This is a genomic window from Azoarcus sp. Soil_N_20 (assembly GCF_057656155.1).
The window spans coordinates 1-22,545 of record NZ_JBDGKX010000023.1; the positions used below are offsets into that span (position 1 = coordinate 1).

At 66.6% G+C, this 22,545-nt stretch carries 21 protein-coding genes; 10 read left to right on the top strand and 11 right to left on the bottom strand.

Annotated features, from left to right (window positions below; all coding sequences use genetic code 11):
- The coding region (locus AC3A35_RS25785) for a Crp/Fnr family transcriptional regulator (RefSeq protein WP_487439405.1) at nt 1-335 on the bottom strand (335 nt) is incomplete at its 3' end.
- A 419-nt stretch (nt 336-754) separates the two neighbouring features.
- Here AC3A35_RS25785 and AC3A35_RS25790 point away from each other — a divergent pair.
- Nucleotides 755-1,063, top strand: a complete 309-nt coding sequence (locus AC3A35_RS25790) for an IS3 family transposase (RefSeq protein WP_487439462.1) — start codon at nt 755-757, stop codon at nt 1,061-1,063.
- A gap of 401 nt (nt 1,064-1,464) precedes the next feature.
- Here the strand turns inward: AC3A35_RS25790 and gshA are convergent, their stop codons facing one another.
- The 7 genes from gshA to AC3A35_RS25825 all read right to left on the bottom strand — a co-directional run bounded on the left by gshA (nt 1,465) and on the right by AC3A35_RS25825 (nt 8,765).
- Nucleotides 1,465-3,057, bottom strand: coding sequence for a glutamate--cysteine ligase (gshA, locus tag AC3A35_RS25795; protein WP_487439406.1), 1,593 nt, complete (start codon nt 3,055-3,057; stop codon nt 1,465-1,467).
- Between the two features lie 79 nt (nt 3,058-3,136).
- Nucleotides 3,137-3,958 (bottom strand): hypothetical protein, encoded by an 822-nt coding sequence (locus tag AC3A35_RS25800; RefSeq protein WP_487439407.1) that lies wholly within the window; start codon nt 3,956-3,958, stop codon nt 3,137-3,139.
- 71 nt (nt 3,959-4,029) lie between these two features.
- Nucleotides 4,030-4,644 carry a glutathione S-transferase family protein gene (locus tag AC3A35_RS25805; protein WP_487439408.1) on the bottom strand — a complete coding sequence of 205 codons (615 nt, stop codon included), beginning with the start codon at nt 4,642-4,644 and terminating at the stop codon, nt 4,030-4,032.
- A 135-nt stretch (nt 4,645-4,779) separates the two neighbouring features.
- The gene (locus AC3A35_RS25810) at nt 4,780-5,745 is read right to left on the bottom strand and encodes a PDR/VanB family oxidoreductase (protein WP_487439409.1); all 966 of its coding nucleotides are present in this window, start codon (nt 5,743-5,745) and stop codon (nt 4,780-4,782) included.
- Nucleotides 5,746-5,815: 70 nt separating this feature from the next.
- Nucleotides 5,816-6,886 carry a Rieske 2Fe-2S domain-containing protein gene (locus AC3A35_RS25815; protein ID WP_487439410.1) on the bottom strand — a complete coding sequence of 357 codons (1,071 nt, stop codon included), beginning with the start codon at nt 6,884-6,886 and terminating at the stop codon, nt 5,816-5,818.
- A gap of 34 nt (nt 6,887-6,920) precedes the next feature.
- Nucleotides 6,921-7,952 carry a TRAP transporter substrate-binding protein gene (locus tag AC3A35_RS25820; protein ID WP_487439411.1) on the bottom strand — a complete coding sequence of 344 codons (1,032 nt, stop codon included), beginning with the start codon at nt 7,950-7,952 and terminating at the stop codon, nt 6,921-6,923.
- 54 nt (nt 7,953-8,006) lie between these two features.
- The gene (locus tag AC3A35_RS25825) at nt 8,007-8,765 is read right to left on the bottom strand and encodes a GntR family transcriptional regulator (RefSeq protein WP_487439412.1); all 759 of its coding nucleotides are present in this window, start codon (nt 8,763-8,765) and stop codon (nt 8,007-8,009) included.
- Nucleotides 8,766-9,311: 546 nt separating this feature from the next.
- On the opposite strand from AC3A35_RS25825, the gene AC3A35_RS25830 reads away from it, so the two are divergent.
- Both AC3A35_RS25830 and AC3A35_RS25835 read left to right on the top strand, forming a co-directional pair.
- Nucleotides 9,312-10,346, top strand: a complete 1,035-nt coding sequence (locus tag AC3A35_RS25830; protein ID WP_487439413.1) for a porin — start codon at nt 9,312-9,314, stop codon at nt 10,344-10,346.
- Between the two features lie 123 nt (nt 10,347-10,469).
- Entirely contained in the window at nt 10,470-12,086 is a 1,617-nt protein-coding gene (locus AC3A35_RS25835) for an MFS transporter (RefSeq protein WP_487439414.1), read from the top strand.
- A 50-nt stretch (nt 12,087-12,136) separates the two neighbouring features.
- Here AC3A35_RS25835 and AC3A35_RS25840 read toward each other — a convergent pair whose 3' ends face one another.
- A complete protein-coding gene (locus tag AC3A35_RS25840; RefSeq protein ID WP_487439415.1) occupies nt 12,137-12,691 on the bottom strand; it encodes a hemerythrin domain-containing protein in 555 nt (184 codons plus the stop codon).
- 171 nt (nt 12,692-12,862) lie between these two features.
- Nucleotides 12,863-13,807 (bottom strand): LysR family transcriptional regulator, encoded by a 945-nt coding sequence (locus AC3A35_RS25845; RefSeq protein ID WP_487439416.1) that lies wholly within the window; start codon nt 13,805-13,807, stop codon nt 12,863-12,865.
- Between the two features lie 223 nt (nt 13,808-14,030).
- On the opposite strand from AC3A35_RS25845, the gene AC3A35_RS25850 reads away from it, so the two are divergent.
- From AC3A35_RS25850 to hppD, 7 genes are all read left to right on the top strand, one after another.
- Complete coding sequence (locus AC3A35_RS25850; protein WP_487439417.1) at nt 14,031-14,984, top strand: hydroxymethylglutaryl-CoA lyase; 954 nt, start codon at nt 14,031-14,033, stop codon at nt 14,982-14,984.
- A 7-nt stretch (nt 14,985-14,991) separates the two neighbouring features.
- Complete coding sequence (locus AC3A35_RS25855; protein ID WP_487439418.1) at nt 14,992-16,158, top strand: CaiB/BaiF CoA transferase family protein; 1,167 nt, start codon at nt 14,992-14,994, stop codon at nt 16,156-16,158.
- Nucleotides 16,159-16,242: 84 nt separating this feature from the next.
- A complete protein-coding gene (gene dctP, locus AC3A35_RS25860) occupies nt 16,243-17,232 on the top strand; it encodes a TRAP transporter substrate-binding protein DctP (protein ID WP_487439419.1) in 990 nt (329 codons plus the stop codon).
- A gap of 97 nt (nt 17,233-17,329) precedes the next feature.
- On the top strand, nt 17,330-17,914 hold the full coding sequence (locus AC3A35_RS25865; protein WP_487439420.1) for a TRAP transporter small permease: 585 nt from the start codon (nt 17,330-17,332) through the stop codon (nt 17,912-17,914).
- Complete coding sequence (locus AC3A35_RS25870; RefSeq protein WP_487439421.1) at nt 17,911-19,200, top strand: TRAP transporter large permease; 1,290 nt, start codon at nt 17,911-17,913, stop codon at nt 19,198-19,200. Before AC3A35_RS25865 ends, AC3A35_RS25870 begins: the two co-directional genes overlap by 4 nt.
- 19 nt (nt 19,201-19,219) lie before the next feature.
- Nucleotides 19,220-19,888 (top strand): gamma carbonic anhydrase family protein, encoded by a 669-nt coding sequence (locus AC3A35_RS25875; RefSeq protein WP_487439422.1) that lies wholly within the window; start codon nt 19,220-19,222, stop codon nt 19,886-19,888.
- A gap of 317 nt (nt 19,889-20,205) precedes the next feature.
- Nucleotides 20,206-21,291, top strand: coding sequence for a 4-hydroxyphenylpyruvate dioxygenase (gene hppD, locus AC3A35_RS25880; protein WP_487439423.1), 1,086 nt, complete (start codon nt 20,206-20,208; stop codon nt 21,289-21,291).
- A 270-nt stretch (nt 21,292-21,561) separates the two neighbouring features.
- Here the strand turns inward: hppD and AC3A35_RS25885 are convergent, their stop codons facing one another.
- Nucleotides 21,562-22,536, bottom strand: a complete 975-nt coding sequence (locus tag AC3A35_RS25885) for a 2-dehydropantoate 2-reductase (RefSeq protein ID WP_487439424.1) — start codon at nt 22,534-22,536, stop codon at nt 21,562-21,564.
- Between the last annotated feature and the right edge of the window lie 9 nt (nt 22,537-22,545).

Here is a 22,545-nt window from a genome sequence, read left to right on the forward strand (position 1 = left end):
TCCTTCAGAATTCGCCCCGAAAGCCGGTAGGCCTGCCCGGCACATTGCACCACGGCCCGGCTGGGGGTGCTGTCACCCCCCATGAACAGCGACACTCCGACCATGCCGTCCCGGCCGACCACCGCGAACTCGGCCGAGGCACCGTCCTCCAGGACGTAAAACAGCGAGATAACTGCATCCGTGGGGAAGTAGACGTGATGCACCGGGACGCATGAGTCGTAAAGCGTCTCGCCCGATGACAACGAAACCCGTTCCAGATGCGGGAGAATACGCGCGCAGTCCCGTGCCGGCAGTGAGGCGAGAAGCTGGTTCTGTTGCGGGTCGGTAGAAGGCACGGGCAATCTCCATGTCATGATCAAGAGCGAGTCAGCTCGTCAGTGTGGATGATTCGAAAAGCATATGCATCGTGATGCTTGACAGGACGCTGCAATCCCCCTACCGCCGGAATTGCAGCGTTATGTTAAGCCTAAGCGCCTCCGGTCAAGCTGCAAACCGGAACACCAGGTCGGTCCTGAACTGGTGCCGGCAGCTACACGATGCGAGCGTTGCAGGCTGAACCTGACCAACATTACTCTCCAGCCCGGAAGAAGCACGGCGAATGCCACAAGGATCCCACTCCATGGTCGCTGCGAACGCAACGTCAAGGCTTATCGTCGACCAACTCCGGCTACGCTGCCCGAGTTGTAATCATTTAATTCATGCTAGTCCAGCGCGCAAAAACTAAATAGGTTCCCGCGAATCGTATTTGATCTGAATCAAACGAAATGGCAGACCGGCCGGTCTTCAGAGTTTCTTCGCCAGTCTCGACTGCGAACTGCTCGACCGGCGCAGTTTCAAGGCCAAGACGGAGGCACGGCTGGCGGGCTTCACCTGGATCGAGGGCTGGTACAACCCAAGCCGCCGTCATTGCGCCCTCGGCAATCTTTCCCCAATGAACTTCGAGGAGAAAAACGACGCCCACATCGCTGCAGCGCCTTGCCCCGAACACAGGTTACCCACCGCGCCGCTCGCCTCCACCATTCAGACTCGAAATGACGAACGACAGCAGCGAAGCGCATTGTAGCCCTTCGGTACACGGGAGCTGAACGGCCGTTCCAGCCGATTATGTAGATGCCTCGATTATGTGGAACTCCACATAAGGCCGATCAGCCGTCCGTGGCGGGCTGAAGCCCGCCCTACGAAAAACGTCGCCGTCGACGGGGTGTGACGGGCCGGTCTCGCTGATCAGAAGGTGAGGGTCTCGATGGTGGCTCGGCAGGTGACAGCGTTGAGCGGTCGTTCAGCTGACCGCTTCGGCCAGCAGGTCAACTGCTGCTGATGGCCGACAGGGTGAGTCGCGGCGCGCGCAGGAAGCAGTCGTTCGGGTCCTGCTCCGGTAGGACCATGGCTGTCTTGGAGCACAAGTCTCGCAGGGCATTCGCGGCCCGGAGCCGTCGATCGAGATCCTCCCTGCAGCAAAAGTGATTAGTGCTCGGTCTCCGTTTCCGTCCCGGTCGCCGCCATATAGCGGGCCACATACTCGCCGAAACTGCCCCGCTGCTCGCGCTCCAGTTGCTCCTGAGCGGCCAGCGAGGTCCGGGCGGCCTGATCGAAGGCCGCCTCGCGCTCGGCATCCAGCGGGCGGTCTCGAAACCACTCGGCATGGCGCTCGGATTGGTGCCGGGCGAAGGCGAAGAAGCTCAGCTTGTGCTCACTCAGGCTCTCCAGTACGCGTGCTGAAGGGGTGAGGCGGGCGTCCTCCAGTTTGGCTCGCTGACTGGCCAGGGCCAGTCCATGCAGGTCGCCGCCGTGGGCCAGATCCAGCTGTTGGGCGCAGGCTTCGATGCGATCCAGCAACTGCAGACCCCAGTCCTTCAGCCCGACCGGCTGTCCCTGGCGGTTGAGTTGCAGGTCGGGCCTGCGTCCCTCCTTGACCGTCAGCGCAAGATTGGTCTTGCAGTCGCGGCATTCGGTGGCCGACAGGCTGGGGCTGTCTTCCAGCGCGCAGTAGAGCAGGAAGGCGTCGAGGAAGCGGGCGGCGGTCAGGTCGATGCCCAGCGGCAGGAAGGGGTCGATGTCCAGGCAGCGCACCTCGACGTACTGTATGCCGCGCGCGCCCAGGGCCTGGATCGGCCGTTCGCCGCTGTTCGCCACACGCTTGGGGCGGATGGTCGAGTAGTACTCGTTTTCGATCTGCAGCACATTGGTGTTGAGCTGCAGCCACTCGCCGTCGCGCTGGGTGCCGATCGCCTGATAGGGTGGATAAGGCGTGGATACTGCCTGGCGAAGGCTGGCCAGGTAACTGTCGAGGCGGTCGTAACAGGGGGTGAGGCTGGCCTGTGCGTTATTCTGGTAGCCGAGATCGCTCATCCGCAGGCTGGTTGCCCAGGGCAGGTACAGCGTGTCGTCACCGAGCGTATCGAGGTCATGCTCGCGCCCCTTGAGGAAGCTCGCGGACACCGCCGGCGAGGCGCCGAACAAATACATCAGCAGCCAGCTGTAGCGCCGGAAGTTGCGGATCAGCGAGATGTAGCACGCCGACTGCCAGGCTTGCGCCGGGAGGCTGTCGCCGTTGTCCTCCCGCAGCAGCGGCCACAGCGCCTCGGGCAGGGAGAAGTTGTAGTGGATGCCGGAGATGCATTGCATGGCCTTGCCATAGCGCAACGCGAGACCTTTGCGGTAGACGTGCTTGAGCCGGCCGATATGGCTGGTGCCGTATTCGGCGATGGGGATGGTCGCCTCGTCTGGCAGGTGGCACGGCATCGAGTGGGTCCACAGCAGCTCGTCGCCGAGGCGGGCGTAGGTGAAGCGGTGGATGGCATCGAGCTCGTCCAGTGTCTGCGCGGGGTCTTCCAGGGCGTCGGTGATGAACTCCAGCAGCGCCTCGGAATAGTCGGTGGTGATGTGCGCATGGGTCAGCGCCGAGCCCAGTGCTCGCGGGTGTGGCGTCAGCGCCAGATCGCCGGCGGGATCGACGCGCAGGCTTTCTTTCTCGATTCCGTGTCGGCAGTGGCGCAGCAGGTCGTACGGTGCTGCACGCTCGAGCAGGAGCAGGCGGCGGAAAAGTGGATCGCTCAAGGCTTGGTTTCCTGATTTGACAGTGACTGCGCGAAATCTTCGAAGTCAGTTGATTCTACGGGGTCGCCCTTGCAGATTCTCAGCCGCGGGGGCCGAACTCTGCGTCGACCTCGTCCTGATTGTCGGCGGCCCATGCAAGAGCACGCTCGGCGTTATCGATGCGCCGATCCAGCAGGTGCCCATCGGCGGCAAGAAGCGCGGCAGCCTCCCCAAAGGCCTTGGCCACATTGGTCAGGGTTTGCACCGCACCGCTTCGGTTGGCGGCCAGCGCTGCATCGAAGGCGGCTTCGTCCAGCACCAGCTGGCCGTCCGCGGTAAAGCTCACGCCCATATCGGTCAGGCCCTGGGCGATACCGCCGTTGCCGACGCCGTGAACGATCGAGCCCACTTCCCGGCGCAGGGAGTAGCGGGCCACCTCGCCGGCCTGGTTGTCGTCGAGCAGGGCGCCGTGCTCGAAGTAGGGGTCGAACTCCGCATCCCAGTCGTTGTAGCGCGTGATGAAATCCTGCAGTGCGGCCTTGATCTCGCCGTTGCTGTCGGCGGTGCCGAAACGTCCCAGCCCCTGGCTGGCCGTGCCCAATTCGGCCATGCGGGCGCTCAGCTGTGTCAGTACCTCGGCTTCGTCACCGATTTCCGCGACACGGGCGTTGTAGTGCCTCAGAAAGGTGGTATTGCTCGCCTGCAGCTGGGCCAGCACGGAGTTCATTCGCGAAGCCTCGCCTACCGACAGGCTATCGGCACCGCTGCTGCCGGCCGCCGCGCCGGGCAAGAGGGCGCTTCTGGCGTTCAGCAGTGCGTTCAGGAAGTCGGTGTTGCCGGCACTGTTTCGTCCGGCCGCTGTGCCCCCCGTGGTCAGGGTGGTAAGCGCGTTGAGGCGGAAGGCGGCGAGGTCGATGTTCATGGCGGGCTCCGCGAAAAGAGGGATCATGCTTCAGTCTGGCCGCCGGCATTCACCAGCGGCGACCTTGATCACTACGCGCCGTGCGTCTGGTAATACTGCGCGATGGCAGGCATCCCGCCGATCCGGTCGAGGTAGGCCCCGAGCTTGGGCGCCACAGTCTCGATCAGGTCGGTTGGAATGTGATCCAGCTTGCCGGAGCCGAGCCAGCGCAGCATGACAAAGGCCTTGAGGTCGGCGACGGTCAGGCGATGATCCGCAAGGAACTCGCCACCGTGGGCTTCGAGCTGGTTCTGCAGCCAGCGCAAATACCGCGGCAAAGTTTCCGCCACCAGGGCCTCGCGGGCGTTCTTCAGCGCGTCACCGGTCATTCCGAAGGTCGCGCCGAGCTTCGTGTTGACGTCCTCCAGCGCGCCCAGCACTTCGTCGCAGAACAGGGCCTGCAGGGCGTCTTCGGGATAGAGTCCGGCCAGCTTGCCGGCATAGCAGGTGATCGCGTCGCTCTGGGTGACCTGCACGTCATCGATGTGAAGCGTCGGCACCTGGTTGAGCGGGGTGGTCTTGCAGACCTCCGGGAAATCGCCCGGCGCAAAACGATGATCCTCGAACGCAATGCCGCCGATGTGCAGGGCCAGCCGCGCGGGTTCTGCGCGTCCGCCGGAAAAGTCGAAATAAGTAAGCTTGAGCATGTCCATGGGTCCTTGTGGCCGCGAGTCTTGCGATTGGGCCAGAGCAAGGCGGGAACTGCAAGGGATACGTACAGACTACGCCGCGTGGACATGAAAGGGCATCCCCCGGCCCTGTGCGTCGCCCACCCGGCCGCGCTAGAGATCCAGCACCAGCAGCGGCGATTTCGAGCGCGAGCAGCAGGGCAGGAACTGGTCGTTGGCGGCCTGTTCCTCCGGGGTGAGGTAGGCGTCGCGGTGATCGGGCTCGCCGGCGAGCACGCGGGTGAGGCAGGTGCCGCACACGCCCTGTTCGCACGAAGTCGGGACTTCGACGCCGGCCGCGGCGAGCGCGGCCGCGACCGTCTGATCGGCGGCGACGGCAATGGTGCGCCCGGAACTGGCCAGGCGGACCTCGAAGGCCGCGTCGGCCGTCGACTTCTGCACTTCGGCGGCGAAGAACTCGTAGTGCAGCTGCGCCTCCGGCCAGCCCTGCGCGCGCGCCGCGGCGAGCACCGCATCCATGAAGCCCTTCGGCCCGCACACATAGAGGTGCACGCCGGGTTCGGGTGCGGCGACCACGGTGGCGAGCTCGAAACGCTGCTCGGCGGCGCCGTCGTCGAAGTGGACCTGCACCCGTGGGGCAAAGGCGGATGCGCGGATGCGCTGCAGAAAGGCAGTGCGCTCCGCCGAGCGCGAACAGTAGTGCATCTCGAACTCGGCGCCGCTGATTGCCAGCCGCTCTGCCATGCACAGGATCGGGGTCACGCCGATGCCGCCGGCCAGCAGCACGCTGCGACGCGCTTCGTGGGCAAGCGGGAAGTGGTTCTTCGGTGCGCTGATCTGCAGCACATCGCCCTCGCGCACCGTGTCGTGCATCGCCAGCGAGCCGCCGCGCGAGGCCGGGTCGCGCAGCACGCCGATGAGGTAGCGGTGGCGCTCGCCGGGGTCGTTGCACAGCGAGTACTGGCGGACGATGCCGTTCGGAAGATGCACGTCGATATGCGCGCCGGCCGAGAACGAGGGCAGGGCGCTGCCGTCGGTGGCGACCAGTTCGAAGGTCTGGATGTCGGTCGCCTCTTCCGCCTTGCGGGCGACGCGGACGCTCAGGGTTGCTGCTGTCATTATTTTCTCTCCATGGCGGGACAGCGGCGGCGCGCTGGCCACCGCTGTCCCGGGAAGGGGGGCGGGGCGCTCAGTCGGCCACGAGCGCTTCGGCGGCGGTCTGCCCGGTGCCGGCCCGTTCCTCGGCGACCAGGCGCTCGATCACGCGGCGCGACTGGACCCCGCCGGTGTCGATGTTGAGCTTGAGCAGGCTGCGCCCGGGCCACTGCAGCAGGTTGCGCTGCTGACGCTCGAGCATCTCGAGGTCCTCGGCGAAAATCTTGCCCTGATTCTCGCGGATGGACGCGGTCAGGGCCTCGTCCGCCGGCTTGAAATGGCGCGCCAGGCCCCAGAAGTACCAGATCGAGGTCTCGGTTTCCGGGGTGACGAGGTCGACCACGATGCCCGACGCCTTCACTTCCGGCGGGGCGTCGTAGCCGCCGCGGCCGGCAAGGGCGACGCCGACGTCGATCATCACCTGTGAGGGCGGGGTGAAGCGGCAGACCTGCCAGCGGTCCACCAGCTGGTCGTTGGGCAGGTTGTTGGCCTGCAGGCCCGTCTTCCAGAACGGCGGGGGCTCGACGCCGTCCATGAAGCGGCTGGTGATCACGCTGTCGCCCTCGGTGCGGGTGGTGCACGGGGTTTCGTCGATCTCCTTCTGGCCGATGCTGGTCGAATGGACGTAGGTCTCGTGGCTCAGGTCCATCAGGTTGTCGATCATCAGCCGGTAGTCGCAGGCGATGTGATACAGGCCGCCGCCGTAGGCCCACTCGGGGTGGTCGGCCCAGAACAGGTCGGGGATGCGCGCGGCGTCAGCCTGCGCCGGATCGCCCGGCCACACCCAGATGAAACCGTGGCGCTCGACCACCGGAAAGCTGCGGATGGGCGGGAAGCCGCGCACGCGCTGCCCCGGCATGTGTACGGTCTTGCCGTCACAGCCCATTTCCAGGCCATGGTAGCCGCACACCAGTTTGCCCTGGTCCACATAGCCCAGCGACAGCGGCGCACCGCGATGCGGGCACCAGTCCTCCAGCGCGGCCACGCGCTCTTCGACGCCGCGGTAGAACACGATCGGTTCGCCGCAGATGCGGCGCCCCAGCGGCTTGCCGGCGATCTCGTCGGGCGTGCAGCCGACGTACCAGGCGTTCTTCGGAAATGTCATGGCGTCTTCCTCCTTTGGTATGGTGGTGCGGCGGTCAAGGCTTGGAGTGGCGGGCGACCAGCGCTGCGGCTTCGTCGTAGCGCTTCTGCCCCTGCGGTACTTCACGGATCCATTCGTCGGTGACGATGCGGGTCGCGGCCTGCCATTTCTTCATCTCCTCGGGCGCGATCGCATACACCGTGTTGCCGCGCGCCACCGTCATCTCGCGCGCGGCGACGTCCGCGGGCGCGAACTGCGCCGAGATCCAGGCCGAGGTGTCGCGGCCGCTGTTGTCGTCGATCACCTTCTTCAGCTCGGCCGGCAGGCTGTCGTACTTCTTCTTGTTCATCACGAAGACCATGGTCGAGGCCAGCATCGCGCGCTCGCCCACCACTTCGGCGTGGAAGCGGGTCAGTTCGTGGGTCTTGGTCGGGGGCACCACCTCCCACGGCACCATCGCGCCGCCGATCACGCCCTTGGACAGGCTCTCCGGCATCTGCGGCACGGGCATGCCGACCGGGGTGACGCCGAGCGCGGCCAGCATCTTGTTGCCCAGGCGCGACGGCGCGCGCACCTTGAGGCCCTTGAGGTCGTCCAGGGTGCGCACTTCCTTGTCGCGGAAGTGGAAGACGTAGGGGCCGGTCACCCAGGTTGCGATCGGCTTGAGGTCGGCGAACTCGCTCATCGCGCTGGTTTCGACGAAGTCCCACAGCGCCCGGGATGAGGCCTCGCGCTCGGTAGTGAAGAAGGGCAGTTCGAACACCTCGGACAGCGGGAAGCGGCCCGGCGTCCACCCCGGCAGCGTCCACGTGATGTCCGACACCCCGTCGCGGGCCTGCTGCAACAACTGCGCCGGTGCGCCACCGAGCGACATCGCCGGGTAGATCTGGCACTTCATGCGCTGGTTCGACTGGGCCTCGATGCGCTCGCACCAGGGGACGATGAAACGCGTGTGCGCGGCCGACACCGGCGGCAGTGAATGGGCCAGCTTGAGCACGATCGGCTCGGACTGGGCGGCGGCCTGCGTTGCGACCGGAGCGCTGGCCAGGACCAGGGCGGCCAGGGCCAGGATGCGGGGTGTCTGCATGGGGTGTCTCCTCTCTTATATGTGGGGTGATGCCAGGTGCTGCGATGGTGCGTATCAGCTTTGCTGCAGGATCAGGCGCCCGCCGGGAACGAGGTCCATCACGCGCGGATTGGCCAGCGTGGCCTGGAGGTTGCGATGGGCGATGCGGGCGTGCTCGCGCATCAGGGCTTCGGCACGTGCGCCCTCGCGCCGGGTGATCGCATCGACCACCGCGCGGTGCTGGGCATTGGCGATCAACAGCGTCTGCAGCGCGTCGGGCGCCGCCGCCTGAACGCGGATGAAGCCGTTGGGCGAGGCGAAGGGCAGGGCGTTGCCACGCGCCACCTGGCGCTGCACGACCTCGCTGCGACAGGATGCGGCGAGCAGTTCGTGAAAGCGCGCATTGGCTTCCACGTAGCCGGCGAAGCGCACCTCGTCCGGATCGCCATGCTCGAGCAGACGGTCGATCGCGTCCACGCAGGCCGACAGCGCTTCCAGGTCTGCCGCCGAGACGCCCCGTTCCGCCGCCAGGCGCGCGGCGAGGCCTTCCAGCGTGCCGCGCACCTCGATCGCGTCGCGGATCTCGTCCACCGAGAACGCGCGCACCCGAAAGCCTCCGGAGCGGATCGGCTCGAGCAGTCCTTCCTCCTGCAGCCGCACCAACGCGGTCCGGATCGGCGTGCGCGAGATGCCGGTGATCTCCGCCACCACCGGTTCGGAAATGCGCTCGCCGGCGGGAAGCTCACCGTCGAGGATCATCTCCCGCAGGCGCAGCAGCGCACGTACGGTTTGCGACGCGGAGGTGTCGGAGGCTTCGGACGACGATGTATCCACGGTTAGCTCCAAGCTTTGGCTTGATGTATACAGCTATGATGATATACGGCCAGAAACATGGTGTAAACGGCCTTTAACTGTTTTAGATGTATACATACTGGCGCAGATCGATAGGATCCAGGGTCGCAGGCCGCTCGCGACGGAGCCGGCCCCGAATTCCACGGTGGCGCACTTAGCCGAGCGCACGAACCTGTGGCCGGGCCTCGAGAGCGGACCGGCTTCAGAGCGGGGCCAGGGTTGCCGCACCTGCCGCGGCGCCAAGCCGAAAGACCCGCGCCATTCCCCGGGTCTGTGTGATGCCGGGCTCAGCAGTTCCGATACGGAACGAATTGGCTTCCGATATTGCGCGATGCAGTCGTTACGGAATGTCTAAAGTGTGTCCGCCGGGTTGCATGATCCCGGAGATGCACAGCCACACAGCAAGCCCGGGCAAACGGGCGCGGCCCGGTCCATGCACCGGCGCCGGTATCGAAGCACCCACAGCCGTCCGTTGCGATCCGGTATCGACGGGCCGGCGTGGATCCATAACAAAAGGAGACACCACAGATGAAGATCCAACATGCACTGATCGGCGCAGGGCTGATCGCGGCCGCCGTAGCCCAGCCCGCCGTGGCCCAGGACAACGTCACCATCTACGGCGTGGTCGACATGTTCCTGGCCAGGACGACCGGGGGAGGTAGCGACATGAATGTGCTCGACGGACGCGGCGGGCTGTCCGGAAGCCGCCTCGGTTTTCGTGGCAGCGAGGATCTGGGCAATGGCCTGAAGGCACTCTATGTGCTCGAATACGCGGTGAGCCCCGACACCGGCGAGGGCCCGGCCCGGGGACGGCAGTCCTGGGTCGGCCTGCGGGGAGGCTGGGGGACGGCGTCTGCGGGCTTCCAGTATGCGCCCGGCTACCTTGTAGGGCCGCGCTTCGATCCGATGGACGGCTCGGGGCTGATTGCGCCGCGCGCGTCGCTCGCGGTCGCCGGCGATTACACGATTTCGTCCGGGTCACGGGCTCGGTGGACCAACTCGGTGCGCTACGCCTCGCCCGATTTCAACGGTTTCGCGGTGCAGGGCATCTTCGCCAACCATGATGACGAGAGTTCCGACCGTCCCAGCGGCGACGACCGCTGGGGCCTGGGTGCGACCTACAAGCGCGGTCCGCTCGACCTCGGTCTGGTTTATCACAATGTCGGCGCCGGCATCGGGGTGGAGGACTCGAAGGAAGTCTACATTGCCGTGTCGTACGACTTCGGGATGGCCCGCGTGATGGGCAGCTGGCAGCAGAAGGATGCCGACGGTTCGACCAGCGCCGACAGCAAGCTGTACTCGGTCGGCCTGGTCGTTCCGGTGACCAAGCTGACCTCGATCGAGGGCGGCTACGCGCGGCTCGATCCGCACGGCGGCGACAATGATGGCAACTCGGTGACGCTCGGCGTGATCCACCACCTGTCGAAGCGGACTTCGCTGTACGCCGCCTACAATCGGCTGCACTACGAGGATCTGGCGGTGCGGCGATCGGGCATCGAGCGCGCGGTCGACGCGGGTGAGACTGCTCACACCATGCTGGCCGGGATCCGCCACAAGTTCTGAGCGGGTCGTCCAGCGCGACAGTCCGCCGGACGAGGATGCCCGCGCCGGCGGGACCCGACATGAAGGAGAGCTGATGTCTGCAAGACGCCCGTTGGCCGTTCGTGTCCCGGGGATGAGCTGATCGTGGCCGCTCCGGACCAGGCCGGTTCGCCGGCGCTCGCCTCCGCCTGGTCGCCCCTGCGCCATGCAGCTTTCCGCATGCTGTGGGGGGCCTGGATGACGGCCAATGTGTGCATGTGGATGAACGATGTGGCGGCGGCCTGGCTGATGACCTCGCTCAGCCCGGATCCGCTGATGGTCGCGCTGGTGCAGGCGGCCTCGACCCTGCCGGTGTTCCTGTTCGGGGTACCGTGCGGGGCGCTGGCGGATATCTTCGACCGCCGCCGCTTTTTCATCGCGACCCAGGTCTGGGTGGCGGGAGTGGCCACCGTGCTGTGCCTGACCGCCTTCACCGGCACGCTCGGCCCGGCCCTGTTGCTGGTACTGATGTTCGCCAACGGCATCGGTCTGGCGATGCGCTGGCCGGTGTTCGCGGCCACCATCCCGGAGCTGGTGCCGCGCGCCGAGCTGCCCGCCGCGCTGGCGCTGAACGGAGTCGCGATGAATGCGTCGCGGGTGCTCGGCCCGGTCGTCGCCGGCGCACTGATCGCGGCCGCGGGCACGGCCTGGGTGTTCCTCCTCAATGCGGTGCTGTCGGTCGCGCTCGCTCTGTTGCTGCTGTTGCGCTGGCGATACGCGCAGCGACGTAGCGCGCTGCCTGCCGAGCGCCTGTTCGGCGCCATCCGGGTCGGCCTCCAGCATGTGCGCCAGTCGCCGCGAATGCTCGCCATCCTGCTGCGGATCGCGATCTTCTTCTTCCAGGCGATGGCGCTGCTCGCCTTGCTGCCGCTGGTGGCGCGCAGCATCCCGGGGGCGGGTGCCGGCACCTTCACGCTATTGCTTTCTGCGCTGGGCAGCGGCGCCGTGGTGGCGGCGATGATCCTGCCGCGGCTGCGCCGACGCCTGGGCTGCGACGAGCTGGTGCGCTACGGCACGCTGGTGCACGCCGCCGCGACGGTGGTGGTGGCGCTCGCGCCCGAACCGCTGTTCTCGGCGCCGGCACTTCTGGTTGCCGGCTGCGCCTGGATCCTGGTCGCCAACTCGCTGACGGTGTCGGCCCAGATGGCCCTGCCGGACTGGGTGCGCGCGCGCGGCATGGCGATCTACCAGATGGCGCTGATGGGCGGTGGCACGCTCGGTGCGGCGCTGTGGGGGCAGGTGACGAGTTGGAGCGATGTCCGCATCGGCCTGATAGCCTCGGCGTTAACCGGGGTGGTGTTGCTCGTGCTGACCCGCCGATCCACGGTCGGCAACCGCGCCGAGGAGGACCTGACCCCGGCCGGGTTGTGGAAGGCGCCGGAGCTGGCGATCCCGGTGGCGCCGCACCAGGGGCCGGTGCTGGTGACGGTCGAGTACCGCATCGATCCCGCCCGTGCCGACGAGTTCGTCGCGGTGATGCAGGAGAGTCGCCGGGCCTGGCTGCGCAACGGTGTACTCGCGTGGGAACTATTGCGCGACATCGGCGACCCGGGGCGCTACTTCGAGTACTTCGTGGACGAGTCGTGGGTCGATTACCTGCGTCGCACCGATCGCGTGGCCGTTTCCTACGCTGCGCTGCGCGAGCAGAAAAGGGCCTTCCACCTCGGCCCGGAGGCGCCGGTGGTGACGCGCTGCGTTGCCGAGAGGGTGGCCCGCGTCTGAACCGTCGCCCGTCTGTTCGACGGGAAGGCGGCGCCCTCATTCCGGCGCCCTTATACGTAGGGCTGGACGGTGTCGCGGCTGTGGCGAATATGGATCGAAAGTCCGAGGGCCGCGAGGTCGCGGCTGCTGCGCCCGAGTATCTCGGCGGCGAGCGGCAGGAACTCGGATTCCTCGAACTGCGCGTGGGCCTTGTAGTCGGCGACAAGGGCCGCGATGGCGTCTGCATCCACCGTCTCTTCGCGGCCGGCGGCGACCCGTTTCAATTGCGGGCGGATGCGGCCCCACAGCGTTTCCAGCGCGCGGTGCTCGTCTACCAGGCGGCGGGCGAGCGCCTCCACCCGGGTCCTTTCGTCGCCCGGCATGGCGCTGGCGCGCACCGCCGGGATCAACTCGCGCTCCTCGTCTTCGTGATGCGGCTCGATCGCCTCGTCGAAGAACTGCAGGCAATCGCGCGCGATGCCACGGGCGCGGAGCGCGGCCTCGACCAGCGCCGGCAACTGATCGAGTGCCTCGAGCCGGGTGAGGATGCCTGCATGGCAGTTGCTGAAACCGTCGAGCGGATCGACGGTGCCCGTGTCGGGCTGGGCAGCGGATTTCGGATTCACACGAGTGTCCTTTTCTTGATCGTCGAAGAGGGCCGGGCGGTCATGGGACGGGTCCGTCGTGCGACCCGGATGACCCGTCGATGCGAGCCGCCCGGCTGCACGCCTAATGTAGGGGTATGGGCGCGGCCTGGTGCTGACGAATGGGAAAGGACAGCCTTCCGCGCGGGAATGTCAGCCCGACGACTCGGCCGCGTTACCTGCAGCCTCCGGGGCTGCCCCTTCCTGTGCGCATTCAACGAGGTGGGACACCAGCAACCGGGCGGGCGCCGTCAGCGCCGCGCCCGGGCGGCTGACGATCACGAACTGGCGTGAGGCCCAGGGGTCGGTCAGCGGGATCAGGCGCAGACCGAGCACCCGGGCCAGCGGACTCGCGATCTCGCACGGCAATACGGCGATCCCGAGGTTGGCGGCGACGATGCGGGAAGCGGAATCGAAGTTCGCGACCTCGACGCGAAAGCGCAATCTTTGTCCGAGGATGGCTGCCTGGCGCTGCAGCATCAGCTGCATGATGCTGCCGGGCTGGACGTTGATCATCTCGAAGTCGAGGGTTTCGGCGAAGGCGAGTTGTTCGCGTTGCGCGAGCGGATGCTCGGCATGGGCGAGTATGCACAGGTGATCGCTGCGGTAGTCGGTCTGGTCGAGGTCGGTCAGGTTGCCCGCGTTCCAGCACACGCCGAGTTCCGCCCGGCCTTCGCGCACGCCGCGGACGATCTCGGTGCTGATCTTTTCCTCGAGGGTGATGCGTACCGAGCTGTAACGGACGAGGAAGCGCGCGATGTCCTCGGGCAGGCCTTCGGCGAGCACCGACAGGCTGGCGAGGATGCGTACACTGCCATGTATGCCGTCCTTGAATTCGCTGAGCTCGGCATGGGTGCGCTCCATCATGCTCAGGATCTCGCGCGCCTGGCGCAGCAGGGTCTCGCCCGCGGCCGTCGGCTCGATGCCGCGCCGCCCCCGGTTGAGCAGCAGGGTGCCGATGTCGTCCTCCAGCGCCGCGATTCGCTTGCTGATGGCGGACGGCACGATCGCCTCGCGCTCGGCGGCAAGGGCGATGTTGCCCTCTTCGCAAACGGCGATGAAAAGGCGCAGGGAAACGGGATCGAAGTGATGGTGCATGTATGTGCGTCCTCAGTTGCGGTGGTGCACTGCAGTGATGTCTGGTGGATATCGGCCCGGTACAAGACATTCCGGATTGGAACTCAAATGCTGCCAAATAGGCGCTTTAGTTTGCTTTTGGGAATGGTTAATGTATCCCAACTCGCCGACGGATGTCAGCGGTGGATGCGATCCGCGTCCTTCGCCGCCAGTCCGAAAAGAGGCATGACCCAAGGAGACATGAATGCCCCTCAGCCCCAACAGCTTGCCCCCCCGGGCGGTGATTCGAGAGGTCGGTCTGCGCGATGGCCTGCAGAGCATCGCCACCATCGTACCGACCGCGCACAAGATGGAATGGATACGCGGGGCCCATGCGGCCGGGCAGCGCGAGATCGAAGTCGGCTCCTTCGTGCCGGCCCGCCTGTTGCCTCAACTGGCCGACACCGCCGAGCTGGTGGCCTTCGCCCGTACGCTGCCGGACCTGTTCGTATCCGTGCTGGTGCCCAACCTCAAGGGCGCCGAGCGGGCGATCGAGACCAGTGCCGACCTGATGATCGTGCCGCTGTCGGCCAGCCACGCGCACAGCGTGGCCAACCTGCGCAAGACGCCCGACGAAGTGGTCGAGGAAGTGGCCCGCATCCGCGCGGGGCGCGATGCGGCCGGCGCGAAGACCATCATCGAAGGCGGGGTCGGCACCGCCTTCGGCTGCACCCTGCAAGGCCGGGTCGAGCCGGCCGAGGTGCTGCGCCTGATGCAGGCCCTGCTCGATGCCGGCGCCGATCGGGTCAGCCTCGCCGATACCGTGGGCTATGCCGATCCGGCGGCGGTGAGTGCCCTGTTCGAGCAGGCGTTGAAGATTGCCGGCGACCGTTTCTGGTGCGGCCATTTCCACGACACCCGCGGGCTGGCGCTGGCCAACGTGCATGCCGCGCTCCAGCTCGGCGTGAGCCGCTTCGACGCCTCGCTCGCCGGCATCGGCGGTTGCCCGCATGCCCCCGGCGCGAGCGGCAACGCGTCGACCGAGGACCTCGCCTTCATGCTCGAGAGCATGGGGGTGGCGACCGGCATCGACCTTCCGGCGCTGCTGGCGCTGCGCGCCAGGGTGGCCGGCTGGCTGCAGGGCGAGGCGCTGCATGGCGCACTGTGGCTCGCCGGTCTGCCCAAGACCTTCCGCCCGATCGAAACCCCCGTTGCCTGAGGCCCCCATGAACAACTCCGCTACTCCTGAACTGAACCTGCCCCTGGCCGGTGTGCGCGTCGTCGAATTCACCCACATGGTCATGGGGCCGACCTGCGGCATGATCCTGGCCGATCTCGGCGCCGAGGTGATCAAGATCGAACCGCCCGGCGGCGACAAGACGCGCACGCTGCCGGGTTTGGGCATCGGTTTCTTCCGCAGCTTCAACCGCAACAAGAAGAGCGTGGTGCTCGACATCAACACCCCGGAAGGACACGCCAGTGCGCTCGAGCTGATCGGCGAGTGCGACGTCATGCTGGAGAATTTCCGCCCCGGCCTGATGGCCAGGCTGGGGCTGGACTACGCGGCCCTGTCCGAGCGCTTCCCGCGGCTGATCTACGTGTCGCACAAGGGCTTCCTGCCCGGACCCTACGAGAACCGCCTGGCACTCGACGAAGTGGTGCAGATGATGGGCGGGCTGTCGTACATGACCGGCCCGGTGGGGCGTCCGCTGCGTGCGGGGACCTCGGTCAACGACATCATGGGCGGTATGTTCGGCGCCATCGGCGTGCTCGCGGCGATCATCGAGCGCGAACGCACCGGGCGCGGGCAGGAGATCCAGAGCGCGCTGTTCGAGAACTGCGTATTCCTGTCCGCCCAGCACATGCAGCAGTTCGCGATGACCGGGGCGGCGCCGCCGCCGATGCCCTCGCGCGTATCGGCGTGGAGTGTGTATGACGTGTTCACGCTGGCCGACGGCGAGCAACTCTTCATCGGCGCGGTCAGCGACAAGCAGTGGCTCACCCTGTGCGAGGTCCTCGAACGGCCGGACCTGGCGGTGGACGAGACCCTGCAGACCAACGCCCAGCGCGTCGCAGTGCGTCCGGCGCTGCTGCAACGCCTGGGCGAGATCCTGAAGCACCGCCGCGCCGACGAGCTGAGTGCCAGGCTCGAGGCGGCCGGTCTGCCCTATGCGCCGATCATGCGGCCGGACCAGCTGATCCACGATCCGCACCTGAAAGCGAGCGGCGGGCTGGTACCGATGCAGGTCGAGGACGGGACGAGCACCGAAGTCGTACTGCTGCCGTTGCTGATGGACGGGCGTCGGCCGCAGGTGCGCCAGCCGCTGGCGAAGATCGGCGAACATACCGCAGAAATTCTGGGCCGCCTCAAACAGGGCAGCGCGGCGGCCTGAGCGAAGCCGGCCGCCAAAGCGGCGGCCGGATGCAGCACACCGATACAACACCATAAGACAGACAACCGGTTCACAGGAGACATCATGAACAACACCGTCAGACTGGCGCTGGGCGCCATCGCCGCAGTTCTCACCGTTCCGGGCGCGCTCGCCGCCGATTACACGATGCGGCTGAGCCACCAGTATCCGCCGACACACCAGGTCGCCAAGGCCATCGAACAGTTCGCCACCGAGGTCGAGAGCAGTACCGGCGGCAAGGTGGACGTGCAGGTATTCGGCTCCGAGCAATTGTTCAAGGCGACCCAGAACCATCCGGCGGTGGCGCGCGGCGAGGTCGAATCGGCGGCGATCGTGAGCTTCCTGTGGGGCGGCGCGATTCCCGAGATGAACGTCATCTCGATTCCCTACCTGATGACCAGCAGGGACAAGCTGGCGAAGTTTCCCAGTTCCGAGGCGGCCAAGCTGCTCGATGCCAGGATGGCCGCGAAGGGTGTGCGGAACATCGCCTGGATGGTCGATGCCAACGACGGCGTCTTCACGTCGGCCAAGGCCCCCCTGGTCAAGCCGGAGGATTTCAAGGGAGTGAAGATCCGCGGCCTGAGCAGGCTGTTCGACAACGGACTCAAGGCGATGGGCGCTTCGCCCTCGGCGATGCCCGGCTCCGAGGTCTACCAGGCCCTGCAGACCGGCGTCATCGACGCCGGCACCACAGGTGTGGCCGCCGCCTACAGCCGGCGTTACTACGAGGTACAGAAGCATGGCGTGGCCTCTGCGCTGACCACGGTTTACGCCAACCTGGTGGTCAATCCGGCGTGGTGGGACACATTGCCGGCGGAGGTGAAGACCGGCATCGAGGCCGCGGCACGCAAGGCCGAGGCGGCTTTGCTGCCGGCAAACGACGGGGTGTCGCCCGCGGACGTCCAACGCCTGCGTGAAAAGGGCATGAACGTGGTGGTGCTGACGTCCGAGCAGGAAAAGGCCATGGCCGACGCGATGCAGGAGCCGGTGATCAAGGCCTTCGTCGACAGCGCCGCCGACGGCGCGAAACTGGTCGAGATCGTCAAGGGCCTGTAATTCGCCGATTGCGCCTGAGCAGTCCGGCCCGGACTGCTCAGGCGCGTGTTGGGGTGGGCACTGCGCACCGTGCAAGAAAATCGAGGAGACGAGGGCTGTGACCAAGATCGACAAGCCGGCTGCAGTGCAGCGGCTACATCCCGCGATCGCGGGGCTCGAACGCGTGCTGGGCATCGTCACCGGAGCCGCGATGGCGCTGTCCGCGACCGGCATCCTGATTGCCTTCGGGCTCGTGATCTATGCCGTGGTGGCGCGTTATGGCTTCAATGCCGCCCCCACCTGGGTGGACGATACCGTGGGTTTCATGCTCGCCGGCATCGTCATGCTGGGCACCGCCACCACCTTGCGCCGTGGCCAGCACGTCAGCGTCGACATGCTCACCGGTGGACTCGCGACCCGCAGCCCGCGGGGCAAGCGTCTGGCGGATATCTGGTCCGCGCTGGCGGTGGCGGTGTTCTCGGTGATGCTGATCTTCAATGGCTGGGAGACCGCGATGTCGTCGCGGATGCTGGGGATTACCACCACCGGCAACGTCGAGATCCCGACCTTCTGGCTCGAACTGCTGCTCCCCCTGGGCGGCGGGCTGATGCTGCTGGTCGCGCTGGAGGCGCTGCTGCGCCTGCTGACCCACTCGCCGTCGCTGGCGACCGGCGGTCACCATCATGAGGATGACACCCAATGACCATCGCACTCATCATGCTCGGGGTGGTCGTGCTGCTGTTTACCGGGCTGCCGATCTTCGCCGGCCTGGCACTGTTCGGCGGCGGCCTGCTGATCGCCACCCAGGGCAACCTCGGCCCGATCGCGGAGGTGATCCTGCACGAGATGGGACGCTATCTGCTGGTGACCATTCCGCTGTTCGCCTTCATGGCGCACATCATGATTCGCGGGCGCATCGTCGACGACCTGTACGGCACCGCCTACACGCTCACCCGGCACCTGCCGGGCGGGCTGAGCATCGCCACCATCACCGCATGCACGATCTTCGCCGCGATCTCCGGCTCCAGCGTCGCCACCGCGCTGACCATCGGCTCGGTGGCGATCCCGCAGATGATCCGCTTCGGCTACGACCCCAAGGCCGCTTACGGCGTGGTCGCCGCCGGCGGCACGCTCGGCATCCTGATTCCGCCCTCGGGGCCGATGGTGCTGTTCGGCGTGGTCACCGAGACCTCGATCGGCGGCCTGTTCATGGCCGGGGTGCTGCCGGGGCTGCTGGTCGCGACCATCTTCGTCGCCTGGAGCATGGCGACCTGCGCGATGGGGCCGAACAAGGTCAAGGTCGAGCCGCGCGCATCGTTCGCCGAGGCCGTGGCCGCAATCCGCAAGTCGGTATGGTCGTTCGCGCTGCCGGTGCTGGTGCTCGGCGGCATGTACGCCGGGGTGTTCACCGCGACCGAGGCGGCGGCGGTCGGCGCGCTCGCGGCGACCCTGGTGGCCGCCTTCATCTACCGCACGATCGGAGTGCGCGACCTGTGGAACGCGGCGACCGACGCCGCGCGGACCTCGTCGCTGCTGTTCATGATCGTGGCCGGCGCCTCGGTGTTCGCCCATGTCATCACCAAGATGCGCATTCCGCAGCAGATCGTGGAGTTCGTGGTGGCGGCGGATGTCGGCGTGATCGGCTTCCTGATCGCGATGATGGCGATCATCTTCGTGCTCGGCATGTTCATGGAGTCGATCGCGATCATCCTGCTGACCACGCCGGTGATCCTGCCGGTGATGATTCACCTGCAGATCAATCCGATCTGGTACGGCGTGCTGCTGGTGATCAACCTCGAACTGGCGATGATCACCCCGCCGGTGGGGATGAACCTCTTCACCATCAAGGCAATCACCCGGGCGCCGATGGGACAGATCATCAACGGCTCGATGCCCTACGTGTTCCTGTTGCTCGTCGGTCTGGCCATGGTGATGATCTGGCCGCAGATCGCCCTGTGGCTGCCGAGCACGATGCTCAATATCCGCTGACCCTGAAGGAGTCCCGACCATGGCTATCTATGCGCTCGACGATGACGAACCCGTGGTACCCGACAGCGCCTATGTGGCGGAGGAGGCGGTCCTGATCGGCAAGGTAAGGCTCGGTGAGCGCGCCAGCGTCTTGCCTGGCGCGGTGATCCGCGCAGACAACGAGCCGATCACCGTCGGCCAGGGCAGCAATGTTCAGGAGGGGGCGGTGCTGCACGTGGATCCGGGCTATGCCTTGGTCATCGGTGCAGGCGTGACCGTCGGCCACCAGGCGATGCTGCACGGCTGTACCGTCGAGGATGGCGCGCTTATCGGCATCCAGGCGGGGGTCTTGAACGGGGCGGTGATCGGTCGCAACAGCCTTGTGGGTGCCGGCGCGATCGTTACCGAAGGCAAGGTCTTTCCGCCTCGCACGCTGATTCTCGGTGCGCCGGCAAAGGCGGTGCGCGAACTGACCGAGCAGGACGTCGCCCGCTTTGCCGAGGGAGCCGACCACTACGCGAACGGGGAGACTTCTACAAGGCCCGGCTGCGCCGCGTGCGCTAATGGAAATCCTGGCTTCCGTCTCCCCGATCGGAATGGGAGCCCGCAGGCACTGCTCGGGCATTCGGTTGCGATCGTGATGGCCATTTTCGCCGAGGTTTTCGCAATCCGGCTGGGGTTTCGCCGGGCGCGCGGCGGCGCGGCGTGATCCAGCTCGGGGCTTGAGTTCCGGACCGGAATGCGAGTCCTGATACATGGGCGCCGAACAGTTGGCTCACGTCGTCTAGAATCGGTCCATAGCACAATGGATCGGGATCCCGAAGCCCGGCAACACCAAGGAGACAGCAGGTGTCGATAACCCGAAAACAATGCGAAGGCTCGGCGGTCCTCAAGGGCAGCCTGCTTTCCATTGGACAGCACCTCGCCCGCAGTGTCCGCGGCAAACCCTGCGCGCCCCCTTCGTTCCGATAGACCGCATCGATCCGGACCCCGGTCCACCCCCGAACATCTATCAGGAGCAAGACAATGGCTGACCTTTTTGAAAATCCGATGGGCCTCATGGGCTTCGAGTTCGTCGAGTTCGCATCGCCCACCCCCAACGTGCTCGAACCCATCTTCGAGATGATGGGTTTCACCCGGGTTGCGCAACACCGCTCGAAGGACGTCACCCTGTACCGCCAGGGCGACATCAACTTCATCGTCAATCGCGAGCCGCGCACCATCCCGGCCTATTTCGCCGCCGAGCACGGGCCGTCCGCCTGCGGCATGGCGTTTCGCGTGCGCGACGCGCACAAGGCTTTCAACCGGGCGCTCGAACTCGGCGCGGAGCCGCTGGACATGCCCACCGGGCCGATGGAGCTGCGCCTGCCCGCGATCAAGGGCATCGGTGGCGCGCCGCTGTATTTGATCGACCGCTATGAGGACGGGCGCTCGATCTATGACATCGACTTCAATTTCATTGACGGCGTGGACCGCCATCCGGTCGGGCACGGCTTCAAGCTCATCGACCACCTCACCCACAACGTATACCGCGGCCGGATGAGCCACTGGGGCAGTTTCTACGAGCGCATCTTCAACTTCCGCGAGATCCGCTACTTCGACATCAAGGGCGAGTACACCGGGCTGACCTCGCGCGCGATGACCGCGCCCGACGGCAAGATCCGCATTCCGCTCAACGAGGAGGCCTCCAAAGGTAGCGGCCAGATCGAGGAATTCCTGATGAAGTTCAACGGTGAGGGCATCCAGCACGTGGCGCTCCTGACCGACGACCTGCTCGCCAGCGTGGACAGGCTGCGTGCCGCCGGCATCCCGCTGATGACGGCACCGCGCGCGACCTATTACGAGATGCTCGACGAGCGCCTGCCCGGCCACGGCGAGAGCGTGACCGAACTCCAGGCCCGCGGCATCCTGCTCGACGGCAGCACCGAGGGCGGCAAAAGGCGCCTGCTGCTGCAGATCTTCTCCGAGACCCTGCTCGGGCCGGTGTTCTTCGAATTCATCCAGCGCAAGGGCGACGACGGCTTCGGCGAGGGCAACTTCAAGGCGCTGTTCGAATCGCTCGAGCGCGACCAGATCCGCCGCGGCGCGATCACTGTTCCCGAGGGCGACTGAGATGCGACAGACTATATGGATTCACCATATGGCCCGCCGCTACAGAAACGCCCGGTAAACCCGGGGCCCCGGGAACCCCGTAGGGGCAGGCCCCCGTGCCTGCCCAGATCGGGCACCTGCCCCGGATTCAGGCGCCTGCCCTGAACCTAGTGCGGGGTCGGTCGGGGTAACATCAGGGCAGCATCGGGGCAGCATCGGGGCAGCCACGGGGGGCTGCCCCTACGGGGTGGCTCGCTAGGAAAAAAGGGCATCCATTGCGGATGCCTTTTTTCAATACAAGCCACGCGTGCGGGCGAACAATCTCACCAGCCCGAGCAGGGCCGCCGTGTTGGGCACCGCGACACCGGCCTTGCCGGCGATCTCATGCACCACCGCGAGCAGGGCGTCGATCTCCAGCGCCCGGCCGGCTTCGACATCCTGCAGCATCGAGGTCTTCATCGCGCCGAGCTTGCGCGTGACCGCATTGCGCTCGGCCGGGCTCTGCGCGACCGGGCAGCCGATGCGTTCGCCGATCACTGCCGCTTCTTCCATCACCCGCACGCAGAACTCATGGACCAGCGCGTCGTCGAGGATGCGGTCGGTGGTGGCGCCGGTGATCGCGGACACCGGGTTCATGGTCATGTTGCCCCACAGCTTGAACCAGATGTCGCGCTGGATGCGCTCGGACACGGTGAGGTCGAACCCGGCTGCGCCGAGCACTTCGGCGACCGCGCGGGTGGCGGGCGAGGCGGGACCGGTCGCGTCGCCGATGATCAGGCCGTTGCCCATCTTGTGCAGGCTCACGCCCGGCGCCGGGGTGGCGCAGGCGATGTGCACCACGCAGCCGATCACCTGCGCCGACGGAATGCGGCTGCGCAGGTCGCCGGTCGCGTCTACGCTCGCCAGTGTGGTACCGGCCAGCGGCCCGGGCAGGCCGTCGAAGAACCACCACGGCACGCCGTTCATCGCCGTCATCACCCTGGTGTTCGGCCCGATCAGCGGCCCGATCGCCTGTGCCACCGAGGCCATCGCCGGCTGCTTGACGGCGACGATCACCAGATCCTGCGGTCCGAGTTCGGCCGGATCGGCGACCGCCTGCACCGGGAAGTGACGCCGACCGTCGGTGGCCTCCAGGCCGAGGCCGTCGCGCTGCAGCGCTGCGAGCGTGGCGCCGCGCGCGACCACCGCCAGCGCCTGCCCGGTGGCGGCGATACGCGCCCCGATCAGGCCGCCTACCGCGCCCGCTCCGTACAGACAGATCTTCATGCTTGCTCC